Origin of the sequence: Nocardia sp. NPDC050717, from assembly GCF_040654275.1 — a bacterium.
GTDB lineage: Bacteria > Actinomycetota > Actinomycetes > Mycobacteriales > Mycobacteriaceae > Nocardia.
Genome location: NZ_JBFAHR010000025.1, coordinates 25,712 through 50,031 on the forward strand (window position 1 = coordinate 25,712; position 24,320 = coordinate 50,031).

General features: G+C 70.5%; 21 protein-coding genes and 1 pseudogene. 12 read left to right on the forward strand and 10 right to left on the reverse strand.

Features of this window, described 5'->3' with window-relative positions; translation table 11 throughout:
* Positions 1 to 21: 21 nt before the first annotated feature.
* Complete coding sequence (locus AB0H56_RS30565) at positions 22 to 678, forward strand: hypothetical protein (protein ID WP_357169845.1); 657 nt, start codon at positions 22 to 24, stop codon at positions 676 to 678.
* Between the two features lie 9 nt (positions 679 to 687).
* Here the strand turns inward: AB0H56_RS30565 and AB0H56_RS30570 are convergent, their stop codons facing one another.
* The 3 genes from AB0H56_RS30570 to AB0H56_RS30580 are packed head-to-tail and all read right to left on the reverse strand — an operon-like array spanning position 688 to position 4,895.
* Positions 688 to 2,058, reverse strand: a complete 1,371-nt coding sequence (locus tag AB0H56_RS30570; RefSeq protein WP_357169848.1) for a HAMP domain-containing sensor histidine kinase — start codon at positions 2,056 to 2,058, stop codon at positions 688 to 690.
* Between the two features lie 44 nt (positions 2,059 to 2,102).
* Positions 2,103 to 2,816 carry a response regulator transcription factor gene (locus AB0H56_RS30575; RefSeq protein ID WP_357169851.1) on the reverse strand — a complete coding sequence of 238 codons (714 nt, stop codon included), beginning with the start codon at positions 2,814 to 2,816 and terminating at the stop codon, positions 2,103 to 2,105.
* 27 nt (positions 2,817 to 2,843) lie between these two features.
* Positions 2,844 to 4,895: an AMP-binding protein gene (locus tag AB0H56_RS30580; protein WP_357169854.1), complete on the reverse strand. Its 2,052-nt coding sequence runs from the start codon at positions 4,893 to 4,895 to the stop codon at positions 2,844 to 2,846.
* A 319-nt stretch (positions 4,896 to 5,214) separates the two neighbouring features.
* Between AB0H56_RS30580 and AB0H56_RS30585 the strand changes: the two genes are divergently transcribed.
* The 4 genes from AB0H56_RS30585 to AB0H56_RS30600 are packed head-to-tail and all read left to right on the forward strand — an operon-like array spanning position 5,215 to position 10,348.
* The gene (locus AB0H56_RS30585) at positions 5,215 to 8,973 is read left to right on the forward strand and encodes an ATP-binding protein (protein WP_357169857.1); all 3,759 of its coding nucleotides are present in this window, start codon (positions 5,215 to 5,217) and stop codon (positions 8,971 to 8,973) included.
* Positions 8,970 to 9,383, forward strand: coding sequence for a roadblock/LC7 domain-containing protein (locus AB0H56_RS30590; protein WP_011207200.1), 414 nt, complete (start codon positions 8,970 to 8,972; stop codon positions 9,381 to 9,383). The genes AB0H56_RS30585 and AB0H56_RS30590 overlap by 4 nt, the downstream gene beginning before the upstream one ends.
* Before the next feature lie 7 nt (positions 9,384 to 9,390).
* Entirely contained in the window at positions 9,391 to 9,765 is a 375-nt protein-coding gene (locus AB0H56_RS30595; RefSeq protein ID WP_019044950.1) for a DUF742 domain-containing protein, read from the forward strand.
* The gene (locus AB0H56_RS30600; protein WP_019044951.1) at positions 9,746 to 10,348 is read left to right on the forward strand and encodes an ATP/GTP-binding protein; all 603 of its coding nucleotides are present in this window, start codon (positions 9,746 to 9,748) and stop codon (positions 10,346 to 10,348) included. Before AB0H56_RS30595 ends, AB0H56_RS30600 begins: the two co-directional genes overlap by 20 nt.
* 58 nt (positions 10,349 to 10,406) lie before the next feature.
* On the opposite strand, the gene AB0H56_RS30605 is transcribed toward AB0H56_RS30600, so the two are convergent.
* Positions 10,407 to 10,949, reverse strand: coding sequence for a hypothetical protein (locus AB0H56_RS30605; RefSeq protein WP_357169861.1), 543 nt, complete (start codon positions 10,947 to 10,949; stop codon positions 10,407 to 10,409).
* Positions 10,946 to 11,224, reverse strand: a complete 279-nt coding sequence (locus AB0H56_RS30610) for a helix-turn-helix transcriptional regulator (RefSeq protein ID WP_357169864.1) — start codon at positions 11,222 to 11,224, stop codon at positions 10,946 to 10,948. The genes AB0H56_RS30605 and AB0H56_RS30610 overlap by 4 nt, the downstream gene beginning before the upstream one ends.
* Before the next feature lie 108 nt (positions 11,225 to 11,332).
* Between AB0H56_RS30610 and AB0H56_RS30615 the strand changes: the two genes are divergently transcribed.
* Positions 11,333 to 12,844 (forward strand): carboxyl transferase domain-containing protein, encoded by a 1,512-nt coding sequence (locus tag AB0H56_RS30615; RefSeq protein WP_357169896.1) that lies wholly within the window; start codon positions 11,333 to 11,335, stop codon positions 12,842 to 12,844.
* A 94-nt stretch (positions 12,845 to 12,938) separates the two neighbouring features.
* Positions 12,939 to 13,793 carry an aldo/keto reductase gene (locus tag AB0H56_RS30620; protein ID WP_357169867.1) on the forward strand — a complete coding sequence of 285 codons (855 nt, stop codon included), beginning with the start codon at positions 12,939 to 12,941 and terminating at the stop codon, positions 13,791 to 13,793.
* Here AB0H56_RS30620 and AB0H56_RS30625 read toward each other — a convergent pair.
* A complete protein-coding gene (locus tag AB0H56_RS30625; protein WP_357169870.1) occupies positions 13,774 to 14,892 on the reverse strand; it encodes an NAD(P)-binding domain-containing protein in 1,119 nt (372 codons plus the stop codon). The genes AB0H56_RS30620 and AB0H56_RS30625 overlap by 20 nt on opposite strands.
* A 91-nt stretch (positions 14,893 to 14,983) precedes the next feature.
* Here AB0H56_RS30625 and AB0H56_RS30630 point away from each other — a divergent pair, with 91 nt between their 5' ends.
* The 5 genes and pseudogenes from AB0H56_RS30630 (at position 14,984) to AB0H56_RS30650 (ending at position 19,715) form a co-directional block, all read left to right on the forward strand.
* A complete protein-coding gene (locus tag AB0H56_RS30630; RefSeq protein WP_357169873.1) occupies positions 14,984 to 15,712 on the forward strand; it encodes an enoyl-CoA hydratase in 729 nt (242 codons plus the stop codon).
* A complete protein-coding gene (locus AB0H56_RS30635) occupies positions 15,712 to 16,845 on the forward strand; it encodes an MBL fold metallo-hydrolase (RefSeq protein ID WP_357169876.1) in 1,134 nt (377 codons plus the stop codon). The genes AB0H56_RS30630 and AB0H56_RS30635 overlap by 1 nt, the downstream gene beginning before the upstream one ends.
* 31 nt (positions 16,846 to 16,876) lie before the next feature.
* Positions 16,877 to 17,062 (forward strand): annotated as a pseudogene (locus AB0H56_RS30640) (antitoxin); the annotation flags it as partial.
* A gap of 150 nt (positions 17,063 to 17,212) precedes the next feature.
* The gene (locus AB0H56_RS30645) at positions 17,213 to 19,474 is read left to right on the forward strand and encodes an ATP-dependent DNA ligase (RefSeq protein WP_357169879.1); all 2,262 of its coding nucleotides are present in this window, start codon (positions 17,213 to 17,215) and stop codon (positions 19,472 to 19,474) included.
* Between the two features lie 61 nt (positions 19,475 to 19,535).
* A complete protein-coding gene (locus tag AB0H56_RS30650; RefSeq protein WP_110037289.1) occupies positions 19,536 to 19,715 on the forward strand; it encodes an antitoxin in 180 nt (59 codons plus the stop codon).
* 64 nt (positions 19,716 to 19,779) lie between these two features.
* Here the strand turns inward: AB0H56_RS30650 and AB0H56_RS30655 are convergent, their stop codons facing one another.
* The 4 genes from AB0H56_RS30655 to AB0H56_RS30670 form a co-directional block, all read right to left on the reverse strand.
* Positions 19,780 to 20,424, reverse strand: a complete 645-nt coding sequence (locus AB0H56_RS30655; RefSeq protein ID WP_357169882.1) for an isochorismatase family cysteine hydrolase — start codon at positions 20,422 to 20,424, stop codon at positions 19,780 to 19,782.
* A 49-nt stretch (positions 20,425 to 20,473) separates the two neighbouring features.
* On the reverse strand, positions 20,474 to 21,112 hold the full coding sequence (locus AB0H56_RS30660) for an ammonium transporter (RefSeq protein ID WP_357169885.1): 639 nt from the start codon (positions 21,110 to 21,112) through the stop codon (positions 20,474 to 20,476).
* A gap of 217 nt (positions 21,113 to 21,329) precedes the next feature.
* On the reverse strand, positions 21,330 to 22,067 hold the full coding sequence (locus tag AB0H56_RS30665) for an energy-coupling factor transporter transmembrane protein EcfT (protein ID WP_357169888.1): 738 nt from the start codon (positions 22,065 to 22,067) through the stop codon (positions 21,330 to 21,332).
* A complete protein-coding gene (locus AB0H56_RS30670; RefSeq protein ID WP_357169890.1) occupies positions 22,067 to 24,202 on the reverse strand; it encodes an ATP-binding cassette domain-containing protein in 2,136 nt (711 codons plus the stop codon). The genes AB0H56_RS30665 and AB0H56_RS30670 overlap by 1 nt, the downstream gene beginning before the upstream one ends.
* Between the last annotated feature and the right edge of the window lie 118 nt (positions 24,203 to 24,320).

Genomic DNA, 24,320 nt, shown 5'->3' on the forward strand with positions numbered 1-24,320 from the left:
ATCGGGAGGGAGACATCGAACATGGGCAACCACAACATCATTCGTTCCGCGCGTCGCGCGCTGGTCGCGGCGCTGCCGCTGGTCGTCGCCACCTCGCTGGTCACCGCGGGCACCGCGGTGGCCGACGTCGACACCGAGCGGCAGGCGCAGATCGCCACCGGCCTGTCGAGCGCGGGCACCGCTGACGGCGTCGACTTCCGCACGGTCGTCGCGCCGGATCTGCGCAGCATCTCCGCGACCGTGGACAACGGCCGGTTCGTGATCACCCCCGACGCCGTCACCGTGGTCTCGGGTACCGGCGCCGTCGTCGGCCAGGTGCCGCTGAAGTTCACCACGGCCACCGGCAACGCCGTCGCGATCGCCTCGGTGGTCTCCGAGGACGGCAAGAGCCTCGCGATGGCGCCGCAGCTGTCCACCGACACCAGCGCGGAGCTGAAGAACATCGCGACCGATCCGTCGGCCGCCAACCACGATCCGGTGCAGAACGGCGCCGCCGCCGGCGCCACCGTCGGTGCGATCGCCGCCGCGATCCTGTGCATCCCGGCGCTGGCCGCGTTCATCATCGGCTACGTGTTCTGTGCTGTGCCCGGCATCATCAACATGGCGCTGACCGGTGCCGTGATCGGCGCCGTCATCGGCCTGGTGATCCCGGAGTCGGTGCCGCAGGTCCTGCCCTGACGCTGAGCGTTAGCTGAACGGCCCCGTCTCCGCTTCGGAGGCGGGGTTTTTCGCTGTCCGGTCGGGCCTGCGGATCGGCAGATCGAGCACCAGCCGGGCCCCGCCGAGCCCGCTGGCCTCGAAACGGGCACTGCCGCCGTGCAATTGGGCCTGCTGGGCGACCAGCGCGAGACCGAGGCCGGAGCCGCCCTTGCTGGCATTGACGCCACGGGCGAAGCGGGCGAACACGGCCTCGCGTTCGGCGGGCGGCACGCCGGAGCCGTTGTCGTCGACGGCGATGACCATGCGGTCGGCGCCGGTGCGGTGCGCCGAGACGACCGCGCGGGTCGCGCCACCGTGCCTGACCGAGTTGGTGAGCGCGTTGTCGACGGCCAGCCGCAGCCCGGCGGGCAGGCCGAGAGTGATGAGCTCGGCGTCGGTCTCGATGCGCACCGACAGGCCCGGATAGTGCCGCATCGCGTCGTGCGCGGCCTGGTCGCAGAGGTCGGCCACATCGGTGGGCACGTGGTCGGCCTCGGCGGTGAGATCGCCGCGGGCCAGGCGCTCGAGCGCGGTGAGCGTGGTCTCGATCCTGGTCTCGTTGCGGGCGAGGTCGTCGAGGATCTCGCGGCGCTGGGCCTCGGTGAGGTCGAGAGTGCGCAGGACCTCGAGGTCGGTGCGGATCGCGGTCAGCGGGGTGCGCAGTTCATGGGCCGACACGGCGGCGAAGTCGCGGGCCGTCTCCAGTGCCGCGGCGGTCTCCGCCTGCGCCTCGTCGACGCGGGCCAGCATGGTGTTCACGGCGTCGGCCAGTTTCACCGCCTCGTCGACGCCGGAACCGTCGACCGGCTGGGCCGAGGTGTCCGGGTCGCCGAATCCGCTGCGCGCCGAGACCTGTTCGGTGAGTTTCACGATCGGCCGCACGGCCCGCCCGGCGAGCAGCCAGCCCAGCGCCGCCGCGGCCGCAACGGCGATCGCCGCGCCGGCGAGCACCCAGCGCTGCTGGTCGGCGGTGGCCTTGGCGGCCTCGGTGGTCGGGATGGCGAGGGAGACGGTGCGTCCAGCCGGCTGGTTCTCGGTGGAGGTGAGCACCCGGTAGGGCTGATCGTTCACCTCGACGGTCTGTGAGCCCGGCGGCAAGTCGGGGAGCTGGGTGGAACTCGACGCGGTCACCTGGCCGTTGTCGCGCACGGTGAGCGCCATGGTGTTCTGCAGCCCGGTGAGGTTGACGAATCCCGTCGCGAGCACCGGTTCGATCAGCACGATCCGCGAGGCGATCTCGAGCTGCTGATCGGTCTGGGTCACATTGTTGCGTTCGATGGCCTGGAATCCGACGAGCGCGGCGATCGTCACGATGATCACCGCGCCGGCGGCGGCCGCCCCCGCGACGCGAGAGCGCAACGAAAACGATTGTCTCCGATGAACTTTCGATGAAAGCTCGGGACTCATTTGGCTTCCCGGAGCACAAACCCCACGCCCCGGATCGTGTGCAGAATCCTTGGCGTGTCATCTATTTCGAGTTTGCGGCGCAGATATCCCACGAACACGTCGACGACATTCGTATCGGCGACGAAGTCGTAACCCCACACCAATTCGAGCAGCCGCTCCCTGGTCAGCACCACACCCGCATTCCTGGCGAGCGTCGAGAGCAATTCGAATTCGCGTTTGGTGAGCTCGATTTCCCGGCCGTGCAGCAGCGCGCGATACCCGGCCACATCGATCTGCAGCGGGCCGACGGTGATCGTGCCGGGCGCCGCGGGCTCCGCGGTATCGGTGCGCCGGCGCAGCAGAGCGCGGATCCTGGCCACCAGCTCGGCCAGTTCGAACGGCTTCACCAGATAGTCGTCGGCGCCGGACTCGAGTCCGGCGATCCGGTCGTCCACCGAGGAGCGGGCGCTGAGCACGCAGACCGGCACGTCGTTGCCCATCGCGCGCAGGGCCGTGACGACCCCGGCGCCGTCGAGCACCGGCATGTTCATGTCGAGGACCACCGCGTCGGGCGCGTGCTCGGAGACCGAGCGCAGCGCCGCGGCGCCGTCGCGGGCGACGAGCACCTGGAAGCCGGACAGCCGCAGCCCGCGTTCGACCGAGGCGAGGACATCGGGATCGTCGTCGACGACGAGGACGGTGGCGGCGGCGCGTTCGGTCACGGACGCCATGGTATTTCGCCGTGGACCCCGGCGGCGTCAGGGCGTCGGCGCCACCGGGTCACCGTCGCGCTCGCCCGCCTCCTGCCCTGGCGCGGCGGGCGCGCCGAGCGGGGGATTGGCCAGGATGCGATCGGCCAGCGCGGTGAGCACGGCCGGGTCCTCGATGGTGGCCGGCGTCTCCACGTGCTCACCCGCGGTGAGCTGGCGGATGGTCTTGCGCAGGATCTTGCCCGAGCGGGTCTTGGGCAGACCGGTGACGATGATCGCGCTGTGCAGGGTCGCGATGGCGCCGATCTGGGTGCGCACGCGCTCGGCCAGCTCCTCGCGCAACTGCTCCGGGTCGACCTCCACACCCTGCTTGAGGACCACGTACGCCAGCGGAAGATGGCCCTTGAGCTCGTCGGGAACGCCGATGACGGCGCATTCGGCGATCGCCTCGTGCCCCGCGATCGCGGCCTCGATGCTGCCCGCGGAGAGCCGGTGCCCGGCCATGTTGATCACGTCGTCGCTGCGGCCGAGGACGTAGAGGTAGCCGTCCTCGTCGAAGTAGCCGGAGTCGCCGGTGAGGTAGTGGCCGGGGAACGCCGACAGATAGGAACGGACGAACCGGTCGCGGTCGCGCCACAGGCCGGTCAGCGCGCCGGGCGGCAGTGGCAGGCCGATGACGATGTTGCCCTCGACCCCGGTGGCCACCGGATTGCCGTTCGCGTCGAGCACCCGCAGCCGGTAGCCGGGCACCGGCACGCACGACGAACCGGGCTTGACCGGCAGTTCCTGCAGGCCGAGCGGGTCGGCGCAGATCGGCCAGCCGGTCTCGGTCTGCCACCAGTGATCCACCACCGGCGTGTCCGGGTGCTCGGCGAGCAGGGTGTCCGACGCCCACTCGAAGGTGGCCGGGTCGAGCCGCTCGCCCGCGCAGAACAGCGCGCGCAGCCGGGACAGGTCGTAGCGGTGTGCCGCGGCGGCCTCCGGGTCGGCGCGGCGGATCGCGCGTAGCGCGGTCGGTGCGGTGAACAGCACCCGCACGTCGTGCTCGTCGATGATCCGCCAGAACACGCCCGCGTCGGGGGTGCCGACGGGTTTGCCCTCGTAGAGCACGGTGGTGGCGCCGACGAGCAGCGGCGCGTAGACGATGTAGGAGTGGCCGACGACCCAGCCGACATCGGAGGCCGCCCAGAACACCTGGCCGGGCCCCACGTCGTAGATGTTGCGCATCGACCAGGACAGCGCGACCGCGTGGCCGCCGTTGTCGCGCACCACGCCCTTCGGCTTCCCGGTGGTGCCCGAGGTGTAGAGGATGTAGAGCGGGTCGGTCGCGGCGACCGAGACCGGCTCGGCCGGCTCCACCCCGGCCACGGTGGCGTCCCAGTCGACCCAGCGAGCCGCGACGGTCTGCTCCGAGGACGGCAGCACCTCGGTCGCGGGCTGCGGGGCGGCGAACTCGATGGTCGGGAAGTCGGCCCGCTGCTTGACGATCACCGTGCGCACCGAGGTGGTCTCGGCCAGATCGAGCGCCTGCAGCACGATCGGCGGGTACTCGACGCGCCGGTTCGGCTCCAGCCCACCGGAGGCCGTGACGACCAGCACCGGCTCGGCGTCGTCGATGCGGGCGGCCAGCTCGGGCGCGGCGAAACCGCCGAACACCACCGAGTGCACGGCCCCGATCCGCGCGCAGGCCAGCATCGCGATCACGGCCTCGGGGATCATCGGCAGGTAGATCACCACCCGATCGCCCGCCGTGACACCGAGATCGCGCATGGTGCCCGCGAACCGGGCGACCTCGTCGAGCAGTTCGGCGTAGGTGTAGACGGAGGTGGTGTCCGTCATAGCGGAGACATATATGAGAGCGGCCTGATCGGCGCGCCCGCCCTCGGCGACGGGGCCGGTTCGCACATGCCGGTCGAGCGCGTTGACGCTGGTATTGAGGCGGGCGCCGGGGAACCAGCGGGCGGCGCGCTTGTCGGCGGCGTCGAGGATCTGCTCCGGCTCCACATCCCACTCGATGGCCTGAGCTGCGACGGACCAGAAGTCGGCGGGATCGACCAGACTGGTCTGATAGACCGGTCTGTACTCGTGTTCGGTGTCCAAACCCGTGACTCCCTAGCCTCGCTTCGATGCCCGCTCGATAGATCCAGATGATTGTGGCAGACTTCACGCGACACCCGATGGGGTGCCGCGACCTTTGGTTTTGCCTGGAACGGGCAGGTCATCGCGCGGACCTCGACCGGGAGTCAGCCAAGAAGTTATTGATCCGTTAGAATCTGTTGTCACTTATTCGGGCAGTCGTAGACGCAATTTCTCGGCCAGCCGCAGTTCTCGGCCAGTCACTCTGGCGAGCCACCATTGCGCCTGTGGAGGTTCGCTGATGGCGCCAAGGCACGAGGCCAGTTTGGAAAGTGAGTGGGAGATGCGTGACGCCGCTAGGTCCGGCAGCAAGCGCTGGGCGCTCGGCAACTGGGACCTGCGTTGGAAGGTTACGGCCGTGCTGGCCGTGCCGCTCGCGGTCGCGGTCGGGCTCGGCGTGTCGAGAATTACCTCGGAGTTCTCGGAAGCCAACCGGCTGTCGAGCATCAATGAGCAGGTAGACACGATTCCGTCGGTCACCGGGCTGAGCGCGATGACCGCGAAGGTCGCCGGTAGCCAGATGGTGCCGGCCGGTGGCGGCGCGACCCTGGTCACCGACCAGGACCTCACCGACCTCGACACCGCCATCGGCGCGGCCGAGACCTCGCTGGGTCGCCTGGTCGACCTGCCGGAGGCGCACTCCTCGCTCGAACGCATGGTCAAGCAGGCCAAGGCGGTGCGCGCGCAGGGCAAGGCGCTCACCTCCTCGGCCGAACCGGCGCTGGCCGGGGTCGACCAGATGCGCCGCGACAGCGTCAGCGTCGTGGAGACCACCGTCGCGCAGGTCAGCGACCCGGTGATGGACACGGCCAAGCTGCGCCTGGTCGACACCCTGAACACCCGCTCCGTGCTCGTGAGCCAGCTGGCCGCGATCTCCGAGATGCTGCGCGGGCTGCCGAACGGCCCGCAGGACTACCTCACCGGTGTCGCCACCGAGCGGCACATGCTCGACGTGCTGGCCAACCGCCTGCCCGACGGCGATCCGGTGATCGCCGAGCTGAAGGCACAGGCCGACACCAGGCAGAACCTCGTCACCGGCCCGGACGTGCAGGCGGGCAAGCTGCCCATCGGTGAGATGCGAACCTCGCTCTACACCAGCCTCGCGGCCTACCAGGGCGTCGTCGACGAGTCCAGCAAGGCCATCGAGGTCCTGATGGACGACCTCACGTCCTCGGCCGCCACCGGCGCCTGGACCTACACCGGCGTCGTCATCGCGACCATCCTCGCCGCGCTGTTGCTCGCGGTGTTCGTCGCCCGCTCGATGATCGTGCCGCTGCACCGCCTGCGCCTGGCCGCGCTGCGCGTCGCCGAATCCGATCTGCCGCACGAGGTCGCCCAGCTCCGCAACGGCGCCGCCCCCGAGGACGTGCCGCTCGAGCCGATGCCGGTGCGCTCGGCCGAGGAGATCGGTCAGCTCGCCCGCGCCGTCGACGACATCCACGGTCAGGCACTGCGCCTGGCGAGCGATCAGGCGCAGATGCGTTCGCAGGTCAACGACATGTTCGAGACCCTGGCCCGGCGCTCCAAGTCGCTCGTCGACCATCAGCTCACCCTCATCGAGGCGATGGAGTACGACGAGAAGGACCCGCGCCTGCTCGAGAACCTCTTCCGCCTCGACCACCTCGCGGCCCGCATGCGCCGTAACGGCGACAACCTGCTCATCCTCGCCGGTACGAAGCAGCGCAGGACCAAGTCGGCCCCGGTCGAGATCGCCGACGTGCTGCGTGCCGCGATCTCCGAGGTCGAGGACTACGAGCGCGTCAAGCTCGGCGCCACCCCGCGCGGCTCGCTGGTGGAACCGGCCGCCTCCGACATGGCGCACCTGTTCGCCGAGCTGCTCGACAACGCGCTGCGCGCCTCCCCGCCGGAGACCGACGTCAAGTTCACCTTCGCCCAGGCCCACGATCAGGGTCTGCTGATCGAGGTCGCCGACCGCGGTATCGGCATGCCGCCCGCGGAGATGTCCGACATCAACCGCAGGCTCGAGCAGACCGCCGAGCCCGGTCCCGACACCGCGCGCCACATGGGTCTGTTCGTGGTCGGCAGGCTCGCCGAGCGGCACGGGCTGACCGTGCGGCTGCGGCCGACCTTCGACACCGCGCGCGATCCCGGCGTCACCGTCACCGTGCACGTGCCGGTCGGCCTGATCGTCACCGGCGCCGGTGGCCCGGCCCTGGCCAAGCAGCAGCCGCAGCCGAGCGCGCCGCAGCAGCCGCAGCGGCCGAACCCGCAGAACCAGCCGAGCACGATGCAGACCCGTGCCATCACCCGGACGCCGGGCGGCAACATGATGGTCACCGTCGATCCCGGCGTGAGCAGCGGCCCGATCCCGAACGGCGCGGGCGGCCTGCCGCAGCGTCAGCCGGGCAACTCGATGGCGCAGGGCCTGCAGCAGGACGCGGCCGAGCAGTCGTCGCCGACGCTGCGTCCGGCCGCGCCCGGCCAGGGCAATGTGCCGCAGCGCGGCAAGCTCGCCGCCGCCGCGCTGCCCAAGCGCAATGTCACGCCCGGTGGTCCTGGTGGCCCCGGTGGGCCGCAGCGTCCCCAGGGCCCGCAGGGTGCCGCGCCGGGTCAGCCCGGCGATCCCAAGCCCGCCGGTGCGCCGCAGTCGCTGGCCGGTGGCCTGCCGCAGCGTCAGCCGGGCGCCAACGGCGCTCCGGCGCGCGATCAGGCCCAGCCGCCGCGTGACACGGCGCCGCCGCAGCGCGACAGCGCCGCGGGTGGTCTGCCGCAGCGCTCGCCCGGTGCCAACGGCGCGCCGCCGCGTGACCCGTCCGCGGGCCTGCCGCAGCGCGATCCGTCCAACCGCCTACCCCAGCGGGACCAGACCGGTGGTCTGCCCCAGCGTGACCCGTCGAGCGGGCTCCCGCAGCGCGAGCAGACCGGTGGTCTGCCGCACCGTGACCCCGCGAACGGCCTGCCGCAGCGCGAGCAGACCGGCGGCCTCCCGCAGCGCGACCCGGCCACCGGGCTCCCGCAGCGCGACCCGGCGGGCAACGGTGCGCCGCAGCGCGATTCGGGCCCCGTGCCGCGTGATCCGTCGACCGGCCTGCCCCAGCGCTCGCCGTCCAACGGCCTGCCGCAGCGTGATCCGGCGCCGCGTCTGCCGCACCGCGAGCAGACCGGCGGTCTGCCGCAACGTGATCCGTCGAGCGGGCTTCCGCAGCGGGACCAGACCGGCGGCTTGCCGCAGCGCGATCCCTCGGGTGGCCTGCCGCAGCGCGAGCAGACCGGTGGTCTGCCGCAGCGTGATCCGTCGACCGGCCTGCCGCAGCGCGGTGGCCAGCCGGGTGGTCTGCCGCAGCGTGAATCCGCCGCAGGCCAGCGTCCGGCCAACGGTCTGCCCCAGCGCGGTGAGTCGGGTGTTCCTGCGCCGCAGCGTGATTCGGGCGATTCGGGCCTGCCGCAGCGCGCCCCGGCCGCCGGATTGCCGCAGCGTGAGGCGCCCAACGGCACACCGTCGCGTCCGGCAGGCCCGATTGGGCTGCCGCAGCGCGATCCCGGCGCTACTGTGGTACCGCAGGCGACAGCCGGCCCAGGAGTGGCTCTGCCGCAACGGGATCGGGATCCTGCGGAGCCGGATAACGCTGCGTCGGCAGGGCGTGATCCGGGTCGGCACAGTTTCCGGTCCAACCCGGCCAAGGCTGCGTCGTTCTTCCAGACCAGGTTGCAGCCGGCACCGGAGGGCGATTCCGTGATGGGCGGAACGCCGATCTTCGCGGAGATGATGTCTGCGTGGCTCTCGGATGAGAATTCCGACCGGTCCCAGATGGCCGCTGCCTTCGAATCACCCGGTGACGAAGGATGGCAGGCCGCTCGCCGGGCCAGCGAGGCGCAAGCAGAGGTGCGAACCGCTGCCGGCTTGCCTCAGCGCAATCCGGGCGGCAGGCTCGTGCCCGGTGGTGTCAGCGGTAAGGCAGGCAGCACCCCGCACCGTGATCCCGAAACGATCAGGTCCAGCTTGAGTCGTCACCAGCAGGGCGTCCGGGATGGCCGCGCAATGAAGGCAATGAACCTAACCGGAGATAAAGGAGACCGATGAACCCCGATCTAGGTGGTACGAACCGTCAGCTGGATTGGCTGGTTTCGAACTTCGCCAACGAGGTTCCTGGCGTAGCCCATGCCGTCCTGGTCTCGGCTGACGGCCTGCTGATGGCCGCGAGTGCCCAGCTCCCGGTGGACCGCGCGGAGCAGCTCTCCGCCGTGACCGCCGGCCTGGCAAGCCTTTCCGTCGGCGTGTCGAATCTGTTCGAAGGCGGTACGGTACTGCAGTCCGTCGTCGAGATGGAGCACGGCTACCTGCTGCTCATGGCAGTCGGTGACGGGTCCTACTTGGCGGTCCTGACCAACACGTCGTGCGACATCGGTCAGGTCGGCTACGAAATGGCTCTGTTGGTCGAGCGTGTGGGCCAGACCGTCCAGGCCACGCCACGCGTCACGATGGGTTCCTGATGGTGGGATGGACATAGACGATCACCGCATGGGGAGCGCCGAGCCGAGTCTCGTTCGCCCGTACTCGCTGACTGCCGGCCGCACCAGGCCGGCGGTCGAGTTGGCGTTGGAGGCCCTCGTTGCATCGCATCCGGTCGCCATGGAGCGGCAGTTCGAACTGAACAACCTCGAGACGTCCATCGTGGAGTTGTGCAGGCAATCGCCGTCCGTCGCCGAGATAGCCGCCCAATTGGGTATCCCGATCGGGGTGGCGCGAGTACTCGTGGCCGACCTCATCGAGGCCGGTCATGTCCGGGTCTCGGCGACTTTGAAAGACGATTCCAGCGACGATGAACGTCGCGAGCTGATCGAAAGGGTTCTCAGTGGACTCCGGCGTATTTGATTCGACGGCGCAGGTCGACACCCGCACGAGCAAGCCGACTTCGGCGAAGATCGTTGTCGCCGGTGGCTTCGGTGTCGGTAAGACCACGTTGGTCGGTGCGGTGTCGGAGATCGTTCCGCTGCGCACCGAGGCGTTGGTCACCAACGCCAGTACCGGAATCGACAACCTGACCGGCATTCCGATGAAGTCGACCACCACGGTGGCGATGGACTTCGGCCGCATCAGCCTCGCCGACGACCTGGTCCTGTACCTGTTCGGTACGCCGGGCCAGTACCGGTTCTGGTTCATGTGGGACGACCTGATCCGCGGCGCCATCGGCGCCGTGGTGCTCGTCGACACCCGCAGGCTGGAAGACAGCTTCGCCGCTGTCGACTACTTCGAAGCGCGCGGCCTGCCGTTCCTGGTCGCGCTCAACGAGTTCGACGACGCGCCGAAGTATCCACTCGAGGACATCCGCCAGGCCCTGGCCGTGCCCGCCGACGTGCCGATCATGTCGATCGACGCCCGCCGCCGGGAACCCGCCAAGCAGGCGCTGGTCTCCCTCACCGAGTACGCCCTCCGCAAGGTGATGCAGGGCTACTGAGGCGAGCCGGGGCTGCCGCGATGAAGGCCGCAGCCCCGCACTCGTTCGGTGTGGTGGATCAGGGTTCCGGATCCGGGTCGGGTCGTGTCCAGCCGAGAATCATGGCCGGGGCGCAGCCGCCTGCCATGATGGCCGCCAGCAGCATCAGCCCGCCCGCGTAGGCGGTGCGATAGGCGTCGGCCTCCGGGGCGAACGCGCCGGCGAAGATCAGGAAGAACAGGCCGGGCATGGTCAGGGACTGGGTGAGTGCCAGGCCGATCGAGCGTGCCTTGTTGCGTTCGGCGATCTCGAATTCGTCGAGCATTTCCGCGGGCGCGTGGTCCTGACCGTCGCCGGCGATGCGGAGCATGGTCCAGGCGGGCAGGAAGAGCAGCAGGGAGATCATCGCGACCGTGATCGACACGGTCCGCAGGTCGAACGCGCACAGCACGCCCGCGACGGCGAGCCCGGTCAGCGCCACGACCACTCCGACCACGAGCCTGCGCCGACGACGTTGCGGCCGCCAGTCTTTCAGCATGCCCGCGGTCCGCTGCTCCTGCACGAGCCAGCGCTTGACCCGGTAGTTCTGGTAGCGGTCCAGCAGTCCGGTCGTGCTCGTCATGGCGTGCCGCCTTTCGTCCGTGGGTACAGCTCGGCCGAGAGCGGGCCGAATTCGGTGCGGGAGAAGACCGCCTCCACCGGGAGCTCGAACACATCGCAGATGCGCAGGGCCAGGTCGAGGCTCGGATAGTGGTCGCCGCGTTCGAGTGCGCCGATGGTCTGAACGTTCACGTTGACGGCCTCGGCGAGTGCCGCCCTGCTCATCCGATGTTCGGCGCGGAGCACCGCGATGCGATTGAAGATCGGGAGGGTTTCCCCTCGTCTGACTGGGCTCACACAATGAAGTGTTGTAAAAACCCAACAAGATGTCAAGAATCTCGAACAGATCGCCGTGCTGTCGTCACCGTGCGTCCGCACCGCGGCGGTTACGCTCACCGCGTGCGCATGTCGGCGAATGACCTGATCGGGCAGCTGCTCGACCCCGATTCGTTCCTGAGCTGGGACCGTCCGCCGGTCGAGCCGCCGGTCTCCCCGCGCTACCGCGCGGAGCTGGCGGCGGCGGCCGAGCGCGCCGGTGTCGACGAGTCGGTGCGCACGGGGGAGGGGCTGCTGCGGGGGCGCCGCGTCGCCGTGATCGCCTGTGAATTCGCGTTTCTGGCCGGTTCGGTCGGGGTGGCGGCGGCCGAGCGGATCGTGTCGGCGGTGGAGCGGGCGACCGAGCTCGGCCTCCCGCTGATCGCCTCGCCCACCTCGGGCGGTACCCGGATGCAGGAGGGCACAGTCGCTTTCGTGCAGATGGTGAAGATCGCCGGGGCGGTCGCGGTCCACAAGGCGGCGGGCCATCCCTACCTGGTGTACCTGCGTGATCCCACCATGGGCGGGGTGTTCGCGTCGTGGGGCTCGCTGGGGCACATCACCTTCGCCGAACCCGGTGCGCTCATCGGCTTTCTCGGCCCGCGCGTATACGAAGCCTTGTACGGCAGGCCTTTTCCGCCCGGCGTGCAGACCGCCGAGAATCTGTATCGCAACGGCGTGATCGACGGCGTCGTCCCGGTGGAGGTGTTCCGCCGCATCGCGAATCGGGCGCTGAGTGTCGCGAGCGGTGTCGTCCTGCCGACCGAGGCGGAGCCGGGTTGGGCCGCGCCGGTGCGCAATCCGCGCCACGTGACCCGAGGCGAGACCACCGCGTGGGACGCGGTGCTCAGTACCAGGCGGCCCGGCCGCCCTGGCATCCGCGACCTGCTCCGTCATGTCACCCAACGGGTTCCGCTCAGCGGCACCGGACAGGGCGAGTCCGATCGCACGGTGGTGCTCGCTCTGGCCAGATTCGGCGGACAGCCCTGCGTCGTCTTCGGGCACGACCGCTCCGGCCAGGAGGGCGAGCACACCATGGGTCCCGCCGCGCTGCGGGAGGCGCGCCGGGCGATGGCGCTGGCGGGCGAACTGCGCCTGCCGCTGGTGCTGGTGATCGATACCGTCGGTGCCGCACTGTCCAAGGAGGCCGAGGAACGCGGTCTCGCCCCGGAGATCGCCCGCTGCCTGGCCGACCTGGTCACCCTCGACACCCCGACCGTCTCGATCCTGCTCGGCCAGGGCACCGGCGGCGGCGCGCTGGCGCTGCTGCCGGCCGATCGGGTACTCGCCGCCCGGCACGGCTGGCTGGCGCCGCTGCCGCCCGAGGGCGCGAGCGCCATCGTCTTCCGCGACACCGAGCACGCGCCCGAACTGGCCGCCGCGCAGCGCATCGGCGCCGACGACCTGCGCGCCGACGGCGTGGTCGACCGGATCGTCGACGAATACCCCGACGCCGCCGACGAGCCCGTCGCGTTCGCCCGGCGGATGGTGCTCGCCGTCACCGAGGAACTGGCAGGCCTGCGCGCCACGCCGACGGCGGAGTTGCGCGCGCTGCGGCACGCCAGATACCGCCGAATCGGCCTGATAGGGGTCGCTCCCTGACCCGCGCCCCGGTTCCTACCCGATTCGGCACCTGGGGAAACACGCGAGTGAGCCGTCATTGACGGTACGGCGAAGCACTTCTACCGTCGGAAGGGTGACCTTCCGAAGCGCAGGCAGCCCTGTTCCCACCATCGTGCTCAACGACGGGAACGTCATCCCACAGCTCGGCTTCGGCGTCTTCCAGGTACCGGAGGACGACGTCACGCCCGTGGTGGCCGAGGCATTGCGGGTCGGCTACCGCAGCATCGACACGGCAGCGGTCTACGGCAACGAGGAAGGCGTAGGCCGCGCCATCAAGGCCTCGGGGATCCCCCGCGACGAAATCTACGTCACCACCAAGCTGTGGAACGCCGAGCAGGGCTACGACAGCACGCTGCGCGCCTTCGACGCCAGCATGGACCGCCTCGGCCTGGACTATCTCGACCTGTACCTGATCCACTGGCCGGTGCCCTCGGCGGGCCGCTTCGTCGACACCTTCCGCGCCTTCCAGGCGCTCAAGTCGCAGGGGCGCGTCGGCTCGATCGGGGTGTCGAACTTCCGCGTGATCGACCTGGAGACCCTGATCGCGGAGGCCGGCGAGACCCCCGCGGTCAACCAGATCGAACTCCACCCCACCCTCGGCCAGCGTGAACTGCGGCAATACGACGCCAACCACGCGATCGCGACCGAGGCGTGGAGCCCGCTTGGGCAGGGCACCCTGCTGGACAACCCGACGATCGTCACCGTCGCCAAGGAGCTCGACCGCACGCCCGCGCAGGTCATCATCCGGTGGCATCTGCAGCTGGGCAACATCGTGATCCCGAAGTCGGTGACGCCCTCGCGCATCGCCGAGAACTTCGACGTGTTCTCGTTCGAACTCGACGGGCCTGCGATGGAGGCGATCAGCCGCCTCGACGCGGGCACCAGGGTCGGCCCCGACCCGGCCACCTTCAGCGCCGGTCTGGACTGATCCCCAGGTATTCGGTCAGTTCCACGGCCGCGGCCCGGCCCGCCCGGTTCGCGCCGATCGTGCTCGCCGAGGGCCCGTAGCCGATCAGGTGCACCCGGGGGTCGACCTCGACCTGGGTGGCCAGCCGCCCGGTCATGGTGATGCCGCCGCCCGGTCCGCGCAGTCGCAGCGGCGCGAGATGATCGAGCGCGCTGCGAAACCCCGTGGCCCACAGGATGACATCGGCCGCCTGGAACCGGCCGTTGGCCCAGCGCACCCCGGCGGGCTCGATCCGTGCGAACATCGGCTGCCGGTCGAGCACGCCCCGGTCGCGGGCCGCGCGCAGGCGGGCGTCGAGCGGCAGACCGGTCACCGAGACCACCGATCCGGGCGGCAGCCCGCGGCGCACGCGGTCTTCCACGATCGCCACGGCGGCCCGTCCGTCCTCCGGCCGGAAGGGCTCGGCGCGGAACACCGGCTCGCGCCTGGTGACCCATGTGGTGGACGTCACCTGAGAGATCTCGTCGAGCAACTGCACCGCCGAGATGCCGCCGCCGACGATCACCACGTGTTTGCCCGCGAACTCCGCCGCCGACCGATAGTCGCGGGTGTGCAGCTGTCTGCCCGTGAAGGTGTCCGCGCCCGGGTAGACCGGGATGAACGGGTGCTCCCAGGTGCCGGTGCCGTTGATCAACCCGCGCGTGCGCAGGGTCCCCGCGCCCTCGGTCTCGACGTGCAGCACCTCGCCACGACCGTCGCAGGCCTGCCCGTCCGCGGTGCGATCGCAGACCACCTGTACCGTCACCTGCCGGTGCACGCGCAGGTCGAAGCGCTTTTCGTAGAGTTCGTAGTAGTGCGGTACGGCGGTGGCGGCCGGCGCGGACTCCGAGCCGGGCGGCAGCGTCTCCGCGAACGACATTCCGGGCAGGTCGTGCACCCGGTTCACGGTCGTGAGCGTCAGTGAGGGCCACCGGAACTGCCAGGCGCCGCCGGGGCCGGGCGCGTGGTCGACGATCAGGAAGTCGCGTTCGGGCACGAGTCCGAGGCGGCGCAGGTGGTAACCGGCCGAGAGTCCCGCCTGGCCCGCGCCGATCACCAGGATGTCGAAGTCGGTCGCCACAGCCGCCGATGGTATCGCCTTGCCGGGCGTTGTCAGCTGCCTGTGGCAGAGTGAAGACATCCATGGTGTCCGGTACTTCTGGGGAGGATGCATGCTCGGCGTGACTCGCGATGGTGACGTGATCACCATCGAAATGCGGCGCGAGGAACGGCGCAACGCGCTCAACGAGGAGCTGGTCGGTCAGTTGCGCGCGGCCATGCTCGACGCCGTCGATCAGGGCGCGCGCGTCATCGTGCTCACCGGCCGCGGCCCGATCTTCAGCGCGGGCGCGGATCTGTCCGGGGTCTACTCCGAGTCGTTCCTCGACGGCCTGCTCGACATGCTGCACACGATCGAATCCCTTCCGGTGCCGGTGATCTCGGCGATCAACGGCGGCGCGCTCGGCGCGGGCGTGCAGCTCGCGCTGGCCTCGGACCTGCGGGTGATCGAGCCCGACGCGTTCATCGCGATCCCGGCCGCCAAGCTCGGCATCTCGGTGGACCGGTGGACGATCTCGCGCCTGGTCTCGCTGATCGGCGGCGGCCCGGCCCGCACGATCCTGCTCGCCGCCGACCAGGTGAGCGCCGCCGACGCCTACTCCTTCGGCTTCGCCAACAAGCTCGGCACCCTCGCCGACGCGCAGGACTGGGCGAAGTCGATCGCCGCGCTGGCGCCGCTGTCGCTACGCGCGATGAAGCTCATGCTCAACGACGACGGCACCCGCGACCCGGCGAGCGCCCAGCAGCGCGCCGCCCTCGAGGCGGCCTGGACCAGCGACGACGCCAAGGAGGCCCGGTTGGCTCGACAGGAGAAGCGCCCGGCGAAATTCGTGGGCCGCTGATGCGGCTCGCACGCGTGGCCGGGTCGGTGGCGAGCACGCTCGGGCTCGCCTGGGTGGCGCGCGCGGTGTGGGGTCTGCCCACCGCGCTCGGCGCCGGACCGGCCGAGATCGCGCCGACCGCGCTCGGCAAGTCGTCCTATCGCGACGGCCGTTTCCACAACACCGAGCCGAGCAGCATGGTCGCGCCAGGCGCGGCCCCGTCGCTGCTGTGGTCGGGGCTCACCAAGGGCCGCGTCGGCAGGCCGTCGCGGCCGGTCCCGCTGGTGACGCCGGCGCCGCCGGAAGAGGCGGCGACCCTGGCCGTCACCTGGTACGGGCACGCGAGCGCGCTCGTCGAACTCGACGGCTATCGCGTGCTGGCCGACCCGGTGTGGAGCGAGCGGGTCTCGCCGTCGCCCGCGATCGGTCCGGCGCGGCTGCATCCGCTGCCCGGTGATCCCGCGGCGGTGCCCGCCGTCGACGCGGTGATCATCTCGCACGACCATTACGACCATCTCGACAAGCCCACCGTCGACCAGCTCGTCCGCGACCAGCGCGCGCCCTTCGTGGTGCCCACCGGTATCGGCGCGCATCTGCGCCGCTGGGGTGTGCCCGAGGACCGGATCATCGAGCTCGACTGGGGCGGTTCGGTCTCCCTGGGCAAGGACGACGACGATCGCGGCCTCACCATCACCTGCGCCGAGGCACGGCACTTCTCCGGTCGCGGCCTGATCCGCAACACCACGCTGTGGGCGTCGTGGGCGCTGGCCGGGCCGACCAAGCGCGTCTATTTCGGCGGCGACACCGGCTACACCAAGGCCTTCGCGCAGGCGGGCGCCGTGCTCGGCCCCTTCGATCTGACGCTGCTGCCCATCGGCGCCTACGACGAACGCTGGACCGATGTGCACATGAATCCCGAGGAGGCGGTGCGCGCGCACGCCGATCTGTGCCTCGGTGACGCCGGCTACGGACTGCTGGTCCCGATCCACTGGGCGACGTTCAATCTCGCGTTCCACGGCTGGTCGGAGCCGGTGCGGCGGCTGCTGGCGGCCGCGGCCGAGGCCGGTACGCGCACAGTTGTCCCCAAGCCGGGTGAGCGGGTGGTTCCGAATGACCTCCCACCACGGGTTTCGTGGTGGGAAGATGTGGAGTGACTGACCCAGCTCGGGAAAGGAACATCGGCAGATGAGTCTCGTGGACACCTTGAAGGGCTTGCTCGGCAAGGGCAAGGAAACAGTCGAACAGAACGCCGACAAGATCAACGAAGCGGTCGACAAGGCCGGGACGTTCATCGACGAGAAGACCGGCGGCAAGTACAGCGACAAGATCGAGAAGGGCAAGGACGCGGCCAAGAAGGTCGTGCCTCCGCAGTCCGGCACCGATCAGGGCACCGGCGGCGCGGCCCCGAAGACCGACCCGGGCGCCACCCCCGGCGGCACGGCTCCGACAGATCCGGGACCGCAGGCCTGATTCGGTGCGCGGGGGCCGGAGCTGAACGGTCCCCGCCGCCGAAGCATGTCGATGGTCCGCCGGGAGTTCCGGGGTCCGCCGGGTGAGCCGGAGATCGAGGTTGAGCTCAGCAACCTCGACAAGGTGCTGTACCCGGAGACCGGGACGACCAAGGGTGAGGTGATCGCCTACTATTCGGCGATCGCCGAGGCGATGCTGCCCCACATCGCGGGACGCGCGGTCACCAGGAAGCGGTGGCCCAACGGCGTCGAGGCCGTCGACTTCTTCGAGAAGAACCTGCCCGAGCACGCGCCCGCCTGGATCCAGCGCCGTGCGATGGAGCATTCCAGCCGCAAAGTGGTGTATCCACTGATCGACTCCGAGGCGGGGATGGCCTGGCTCGGCCAGCAGGCGGCGCTGGAAGTCCATGTGCCGCAATGGCGTTTCGACGGCGATCAGCGCGGCCCGGCCACCAGGATCGTCTTCGATCTCGACCCTGGGCCCGGCGCCGGGCTCGTCGAATGCGCGCGCGTCGCGCTCGCCGTGCGTGACATGGTCGCCGAGATCGGAATGCGGGCCTTTCCGGTGACCAGCGGTAGCAAGGGAATTCACCTCTACGTGCCGCTGGACCGGGAGGTGAGTTCGCGCGGCGCCTCGACGGTCGCCAAGCAGGTGGCGACGAATCTCGAAGCGCTGCACCCGGATCTGGTGACGGCCACCATGGCGAAGGCGGTGCGCAAGGGCAAGGTCTTCCTCGACTGGAGCCAGAACAACGCCGCCAAGACCACCATCGCCCCGTACTCGCTGCGCGGCCGCGCCGAGCCGAACGCCGCGGCGCCGCGCACCTGGGCCGAGATCGAGGACGCGAAGTCGTTGCGCCAGTTGCGGTTCGACGAGGTGCTCGCGCGCTGGCGCGCCGACGGCGACCTGCTGGCCGAGCTCGACCCGCCGCTGCCGAGCGGCCCGGACGCGCTCACCAAATACCGCAGCATGCGCGATCCCGCGCGTACCCCGGAGCCGGTGCCCGCCGGGTCGCCGGAACCCGGTCCCGGTGACCGCTTCGTCGTCCAGGAGCACCACGCGCGCCGCCTGCACTACGACGTCCGCCTCGAACGCGAGGGGGTGCTCGCCTCGTGGGCGGTGCCCAAGGGGCCGCCGACCGAGCCCAAGCACAATCGCCTGGCCGTGCGCACCGAGGACCACCCGCTGGAGTACCTGCACTTCCATGGCACCATCCCCAAGGGCGAGTACGGCGCGGGCGAGATGACCATCTGGGATTCGGGCACCTATCTCACGGAGAAGTGGCGCGAGGACGAGGTGATCGTCGAACTCGACGGCGAGCGCCTGCACGGTCGCTACGCGTTCATCCGGACCAACGGCGACCAGTGGCTGATGCACTACATGCGCGATCAGACGCGGCGGGAACCCATGGTGGACAAGGGTTCCGGCGCGCTGCCGCGTGGCCTGTCGCCGATGCTCGCGACCGCGGGCGAGGTGGAGCCGCTGCCCGCCGACGAGTGGGCCTTCGAGACCAAGTGGGACGGTTTCCGGGTGATCGTCGAGGTCGACGACGACGGTGTCACGGTGCGCAGCCGCGCGGGCAACACCGTGACGGCCAGATACCCGCGGTTGGCCGCGCTCGGCACGGAACTGGCCGGGCACCGGGTGGTGCTCGACGGTGAGGCGGTGGTCTTCGACGACCGGGGGATCTCCGACATCTCCGCGCTGCAAGCGGATTCGGCGCGGGCGGTGTTCATCGCCTTCGACGTGCTGCACCTGGACGGCACCTCGCTGCTGCGCAAGAAGTACAGCGACCGGCGCGCGGTGCTCGAGGCGCTGGGCAGGCTGGCGCCGTCGCTGAATGTCGCTCCGCTGCTGGCGGGTTCGGGAGCGGAAGCCCTGCGGGTGAGCCGTGAGCAGGAGCAGGAGGGCATCGTCGCCAAGCGCAGGGACTCGGTGTATCAGCCGGGCAAGCGCGCGCAGACCTGGCTCAAGCAGCGCAACTGGCGCTCGCGGGAGGTCGTGCTCGGCGGCTGGCGGCGCAGCGACAAGCGCGAGTTCAAGTCGCTGCTGCTCGGCATCCCGCACGAGAACGGCCTCGTCTACGTCGGCCGGGTGGGCACCGGGTTCGATGCCGAGCAGTCCCGCAGGCTCGCGACGGAACTGCGGCGCCTGCGTCGCGAGACCTCGCCGTTCGTCAACGAGATGACCGCCGAGGAGCGCCACGACGCCGAGTGGGTGACCCCGAAACTCACCGGCACCGTGCGCTTCCAGGCGTGGACCGACACCGGCCGGCTCTGGCATCCGGTGTGGGACGGTCTGACCCGCCCGTGAAAGCTGCGCAGTTGCTAGGCTGATCGCGTTGGACGCGGTTCGAATCAGCGAGGAGTGCACGGTGGATTTCAAGAACCTGGCGGGCAAGGCGATGGACATGGCTGCCCAGCACGCGGACAAGGTCGACAACGTCATCGAGAAAGCCGGTGACGTGGTGGACGAGAAGACCGGCGGCAAGTTCGCCGGACAGGTCGACTCCGCGCAGGAGGCGGCGAAGAACGCCGTCCGTAATCAGGCTTGAGTTGCCCCGGCGGGCCGGTCGTCCCCGGCCCGCCGATTCGGCACGCTGAGAATTTGCCCGTCCGTCATTTCCCGGCCATCAGGCCGGTGATCGTCGCGACGTCGGTGACCAGTGCGTTGCCCTGGAACGCGAACTCCTCGTAGGCCCTGGCGATCCCCGGCTCGTCGCGGCCGCCGCAGGCGTCGCTGATCACCACGGGGATGAAGCCCAGGTCGGTGGAATGCGCCACGGTCGGCGCGATGCCGATCTCCAGTGCCACTCCGGCGATGGCGTAGGCGCCGATCCGCAGGTCGCGCAGCAGACTCGCGAGCGGGGTGCCCTCGAACGCCGACATCGTCATCTTGTCCAGCACGAGTTCGTCCGCGCGCGGCACCAGTTCCGGCACCAGCTCGAAGGGCGGGGTGTCACGCTGCAGGATGAACTGCACGTCGTCCAGGGATTCGGCCTGCTGCCAGCCCATCAGCAGCCGCATGGCGTACACGCCGGAGAGGCGGCGCGGCGGGAAGAAGTGGCGCAGGAAGATGATCGGATACCCGGCGGCGCGGGCGGCTTCGACGACGCGCACCACCCGATCGACGATCGGCTTGCCGCCGTCGGGCAGTTGGCCGAGCACGCCGACCTGCATGTCGTAGACGATCAGCGCCATCCGGTCGGGGGCGCACAGATCGCCGAGTTCTACCGGGATGTCGAGTCCGTTGCCTTGTCGCACCGGCGCCAGTGTAGGCGCCGATGCGACGGCAATCCGGTTCTCGCGCAGACTAGTTGGCCTGCTGCGCCCACCGGGTGGTGCCCGGCGGCGCGGCGAGGGTGTTGATCAGATCGATGCCGGCGACCACCAGGGTGGGGCCACCCGCGACGATGGTGCCGATGATCCCGCCGACGGTGGCGCCGGTGATGAAGCCGGGCAGAGCGCCGATGCCGCCCGCCGCGGCGCCGACCACGAGGCCGATCACAGCGCCGATGGCCATGCCGACGAAGCTGCCGATCGCGGTGGCCAGCCCGAAGGTGGACGCGAAATTGGCCTGCGCGGCGTAGTTTTCGGCGGGGGAGGCGACCGGCGTCAGGTTCGGCCGCGCGGCGGCGACGTCTTTGACCGCGGTCAGCTCGAGCACCCGGCTGTCCTCGCGCAGCTTGTGCGGGAGCGGGTATTCCAGCGCGCCGTCGCGCACCGACAGCGGCAGCGAGACCAGCGTGGCGCCCGCCTGATCGCGGACATCGACCTTGCCGCCGTCGATGGTGAAGGTGCCGTTGGTGAGGGTGGTGACGACCGTGTTGCCGATGAGTTCGGTGCGGAATTCGACGTCAGGGGCGACCGGCTCGGCGTGTGCGACTCCGGTACCGACCAGTGCCGCCGCGAGGATCGGGATCGCCGCGGCGGCGATCTTGCGGATGATCATGTGAACGTTCCCATCTGGTTCATCAGGTGTATGACATGCCCAAACGAAGGCGCCGAAGATCGTGTGGCTTCCCCCGAGAAGCGTTGCGGCGGCGCGTGAAGCGGTCCAGCTCGGTTTCCGAGTTGAACCATAGTCGCCTCGAGGGTTGCCGAACAGTGAATTTGAATTTTAAACCTAAAATTATTGAGAGTTATTCGCTATGGTTCGCTGTGTGCTGTCACAGCGCGACGCTCAGGGCGATCGCGCCGGCGCACACTGCGATCACCACGCCGAGCGCGACCGCATCGCGCCTGGTCGGGGCGCTGGGGTGGGCCGTGAGCATGCCGGTGCCGCCGCGGGCGGTGATCGCCTCGCCGAGTTCGCCCGCGCGCCGGGTCGACACCGCCATGCAGGCGGTGAGGATGTCGATGAGCGGGTTGTCGGCGGCGCGGTGCAGCAGGTCGTCCTTCGGGCGCAGCTTGCGCGCCGCCCGCAGCACCCGGATCTCGTCGAGCAGCAGCGGCAGCCCACGCAGGGTGAGCGCGACGACCACGGCCCACTCGTCCACCGGAAGGCGCAACTTACGCAGGGGCGCACCGAGTTTCGCGAGCGCGGGCGCCACCTCGCCCATGGGCGTCGTGTAGGCGATCAGGAACGACGCGGCCACCAGCACCATGCCGAAGACGAAGACCTGGGCGTAGCCGAGCACCGCCTTCGTCCCGATCGGCGCGTTGATCAGGCCGCCGAGCACCACCAGGCCCCAGAACCACCAGGGCAGGCGGGGCAGCGCGCCGAACGGCAGCCGGGCCAGCACCCAGATCACGACGAGGAAGCCGATCATCACGCCGAGCACCGGCCACGACGGCAGGAACATCAGCAGCAAGCTGATCAGGAACGCGGCGATCATCTTGGTGCCCGCCCACAGGCGGTGCACGACGCTGTCGACGGGAACCTCACGGAGCAGGACCGTGCTCATCACCGACCACCTTCCGGCATCGCCCGGTCGATCGGGCTCGCGGGCGCCGGGCTCGGGCCCTCGTCGCCGAACCCGCGCCTGCGTGGCGCCGCGGCGCCGAACGGCGCCTGCTCCGCGCGGACTCCGCCGCGCACCGCGCTCGCCTCCAGCACACCCGCGTTGAGGTGCACCGTCCGGTCGCACACGGCGGCGATGTCGGCGACGTCGTGCGAGATGACGATGAGGGTCAGCCCCGAATCCCGGAGCCGGGCGAGCAGCTCGACGATCTCGGCGCGCCCGTGCGGATCGAGCCCGGCCAGCGGCTCGTCCAGCACCACCACCTGGGGACGGCTGGCCACCATGGCCGCGAGGACGACCCGCTTGGCCTGGCCACCGCTGAGCGTCTCGATCGAGCGTGCCGCCAGCCGCCGGTCCAGGCCGACCGCGTCCAGCGCCTGGCCGACCGCGCCGGAGCCGGTGGCGCGGCCGCCCCAGTCGGCGATCTCGGCGCCGACGGTCTGCTTCTGCAACTGCAGCCGCGAGTGCTGGAAGGCCAGCGCGACCCGGCCGATCTGCTTGTCGACCGGATCGCCACGCAGCTCGCAGCGCCCGGAGCTCGGCGCGATGAGCCCGGCCATGATCCAGGCCAGCGTCGATTTGCCGGAGCCGTTGCCGCCGACGATCAGCAGGGCCTCGCCGTGGCGCACCGACAGGTCGACGCCGTGCAGGGCGGGCGCCTCCCACGGCGTGCCGCGGTTGTAGGTGTGGCGCACCTCGGTCAGTTCCAGGATCGGTGGGCCCATCGGGCGGCGGCGCGGGTCGCGGGCGGGCTGCGGCCAGCTCGCCAGGTGGTCGACCACGCGGCCACCGGCCAGGTGGATCACCCGGTCGGCGGCGTCGGCGTCGGCCTCGTGGTGGGTCACCAGGACCACCGCGGTCCCGTGCTTGCGCGGCAGCTCGGCCAGCAGGGCGACGAGGTCGCGGCGGCCGTCGGGATCGATCATCGAGGTCGCCTCGTCGGCGATGAGCAGCGCGGGCCGCCGGGCCAGCGCGGCCGCCACGGCGAGACGCTGCTGCTGGCCGCCGGACAGGGTCGCGGTCTCGAACCGGCCCATGCCGTCGAGGCCGACCTCGGCCAGCAGCGCGTCGACGTCCACCTCGGAGGCCCGTTCCGCCGCCAGGCCCCAGACGACGTCGTCGGCCACGGAGACGCCGAGGGTCTGGCTCTCCGGCCGTTGCAGCACCAGCGCGGTGCCGCCCACTTCACCGAGCCCGGCCGAGCCCGGCCTGCTGACCGCGCCCGTCGTGGGCGGCCTGCCCGCCAGCACCCGCGTCAGCGTCGACTTGCCCGAGCCGTTGTGCCCGACCACGGCGACGAATTCGCCGGGCCGGATGGTCAGGTCGATGCCGGACAGTGCGTCGGCGCCCGCGCCCTCGTACCGGTAGCCCACGCCGTGCAGGGTGACCGGCAGCGGGCCGACCGCGCGGTCGTCGGCAGGCGCGTCGAGCCGGTCGCTGCCGGGTAGCCAGGCCAGCCGATCGAGCACGGAGCCGAGCACGAACCAGGACACCAAGCCGCTCGCGACGACGCCGAGCGCGACCGAGCCGCCCAGATAGACCCACCACCAGCGCAGGAACGCCTCGGTGAGGTCGGCGGCCGCCCGGCCGAGCGGTTCCAGCGCCGCCTGGCGCGCGGCCAGGTTCTGGATGCCCTTGGCGGTGTTGCGGATGGCCTCGAAGAACAGCTCCCGCGTGCGGGCGAAGACCAGCAGCATGCCCACCGAGAACAGCCCCCACGCCACCCCGGCCACGATCGAGAGCGCCAGCACCGCGAGCAGCCCGCCCCCGCGCCGCTTCACGATGCCGATGATGCCCGCGATCGTGGCGGCCCCGAACACCCCGAGCGCGGGCATGATGCCCGCGGCGACGAACGTGACCAGGCCCGCGGCGATGGTCGCGGTGACCAGCGCGCGCAGGCGGTAGCGGTGCGCGAGCAGTCCGAGCGGGACCGCAGCGACCAGCTGCAGGGCCGCCGCCATCGGCACCAGGGAACCGATGGTGATCAGGCCGACGGTCAGCCCGGCCATGACAGCGCCGGTGGCCAGCTCGATGGGGCGTAGTGGTCCGCGGGGGAGAACCGCGGGCTTTTCTCTCACGGTCCCAGTCTGCCAGTGTTGGTTGGAGCGCTGGCGCGCTCGAGGTCGCGGCCCCTTGGTCCCGCCGATCAGGCACCGTGGCTTGCTCCTTCGTGGGCAGCGCCACGCCCCCGGGTAG

Bases quoted from the DNA above. Each gene is read 5' to 3' on its own strand.
- AB0H56_RS30635 (WP_357169876.1), top strand. From the start codon at position 15,712: ATGCGGCTCGCACGCGTGGCCGGGTCGGTGGCGAGCACGCTCGGGCTC.
- AB0H56_RS30590 (WP_011207200.1), top strand. From the start codon at position 8,970: ATGAACCCCGATCTAGGTGGTACGAACCGTCAGCTGGATTGGCTGGTT.
- AB0H56_RS30630 (WP_357169873.1), top strand. From the start codon at position 14,984: ATGCTCGGCGTGACTCGCGATGGTGACGTGATCACCATCGAAATGCGG.
- AB0H56_RS30595 (WP_019044950.1), top strand. From the start codon at position 9,391: ATGGACATAGACGATCACCGCATGGGGAGCGCCGAGCCGAGTCTCGTT.
- AB0H56_RS30615 (WP_357169896.1), top strand. From the start codon at position 11,333: ATGTCGGCGAATGACCTGATCGGGCAGCTGCTCGACCCCGATTCGTTC.
- AB0H56_RS30645 (WP_357169879.1), top strand. From the start codon at position 17,213: ATGGTCCGCCGGGAGTTCCGGGGTCCGCCGGGTGAGCCGGAGATCGAG.
- AB0H56_RS30565 (WP_357169845.1), top strand. From the start codon at position 22: ATGGGCAACCACAACATCATTCGTTCCGCGCGTCGCGCGCTGGTCGCG.
- AB0H56_RS30605 (WP_357169861.1), bottom strand. From the start codon at position 10,949: ATGACGAGCACGACCGGACTGCTGGACCGCTACCAGAACTACCGGGTC.
- AB0H56_RS30585 (WP_357169857.1), top strand. From the start codon at position 5,215: ATGCGTGACGCCGCTAGGTCCGGCAGCAAGCGCTGGGCGCTCGGCAAC.
- AB0H56_RS30660 (WP_357169885.1), bottom strand. From the start codon at position 21,112: ATGATCATCCGCAAGATCGCCGCCGCGGCGATCCCGATCCTCGCGGCG.
- AB0H56_RS30575 (WP_357169851.1), bottom strand. From the start codon at position 2,816: ATGGCGTCCGTGACCGAACGCGCCGCCGCCACCGTCCTCGTCGTCGAC.
- AB0H56_RS30665 (WP_357169888.1), bottom strand. From the start codon at position 22,067: ATGAGCACGGTCCTGCTCCGTGAGGTTCCCGTCGACAGCGTCGTGCAC.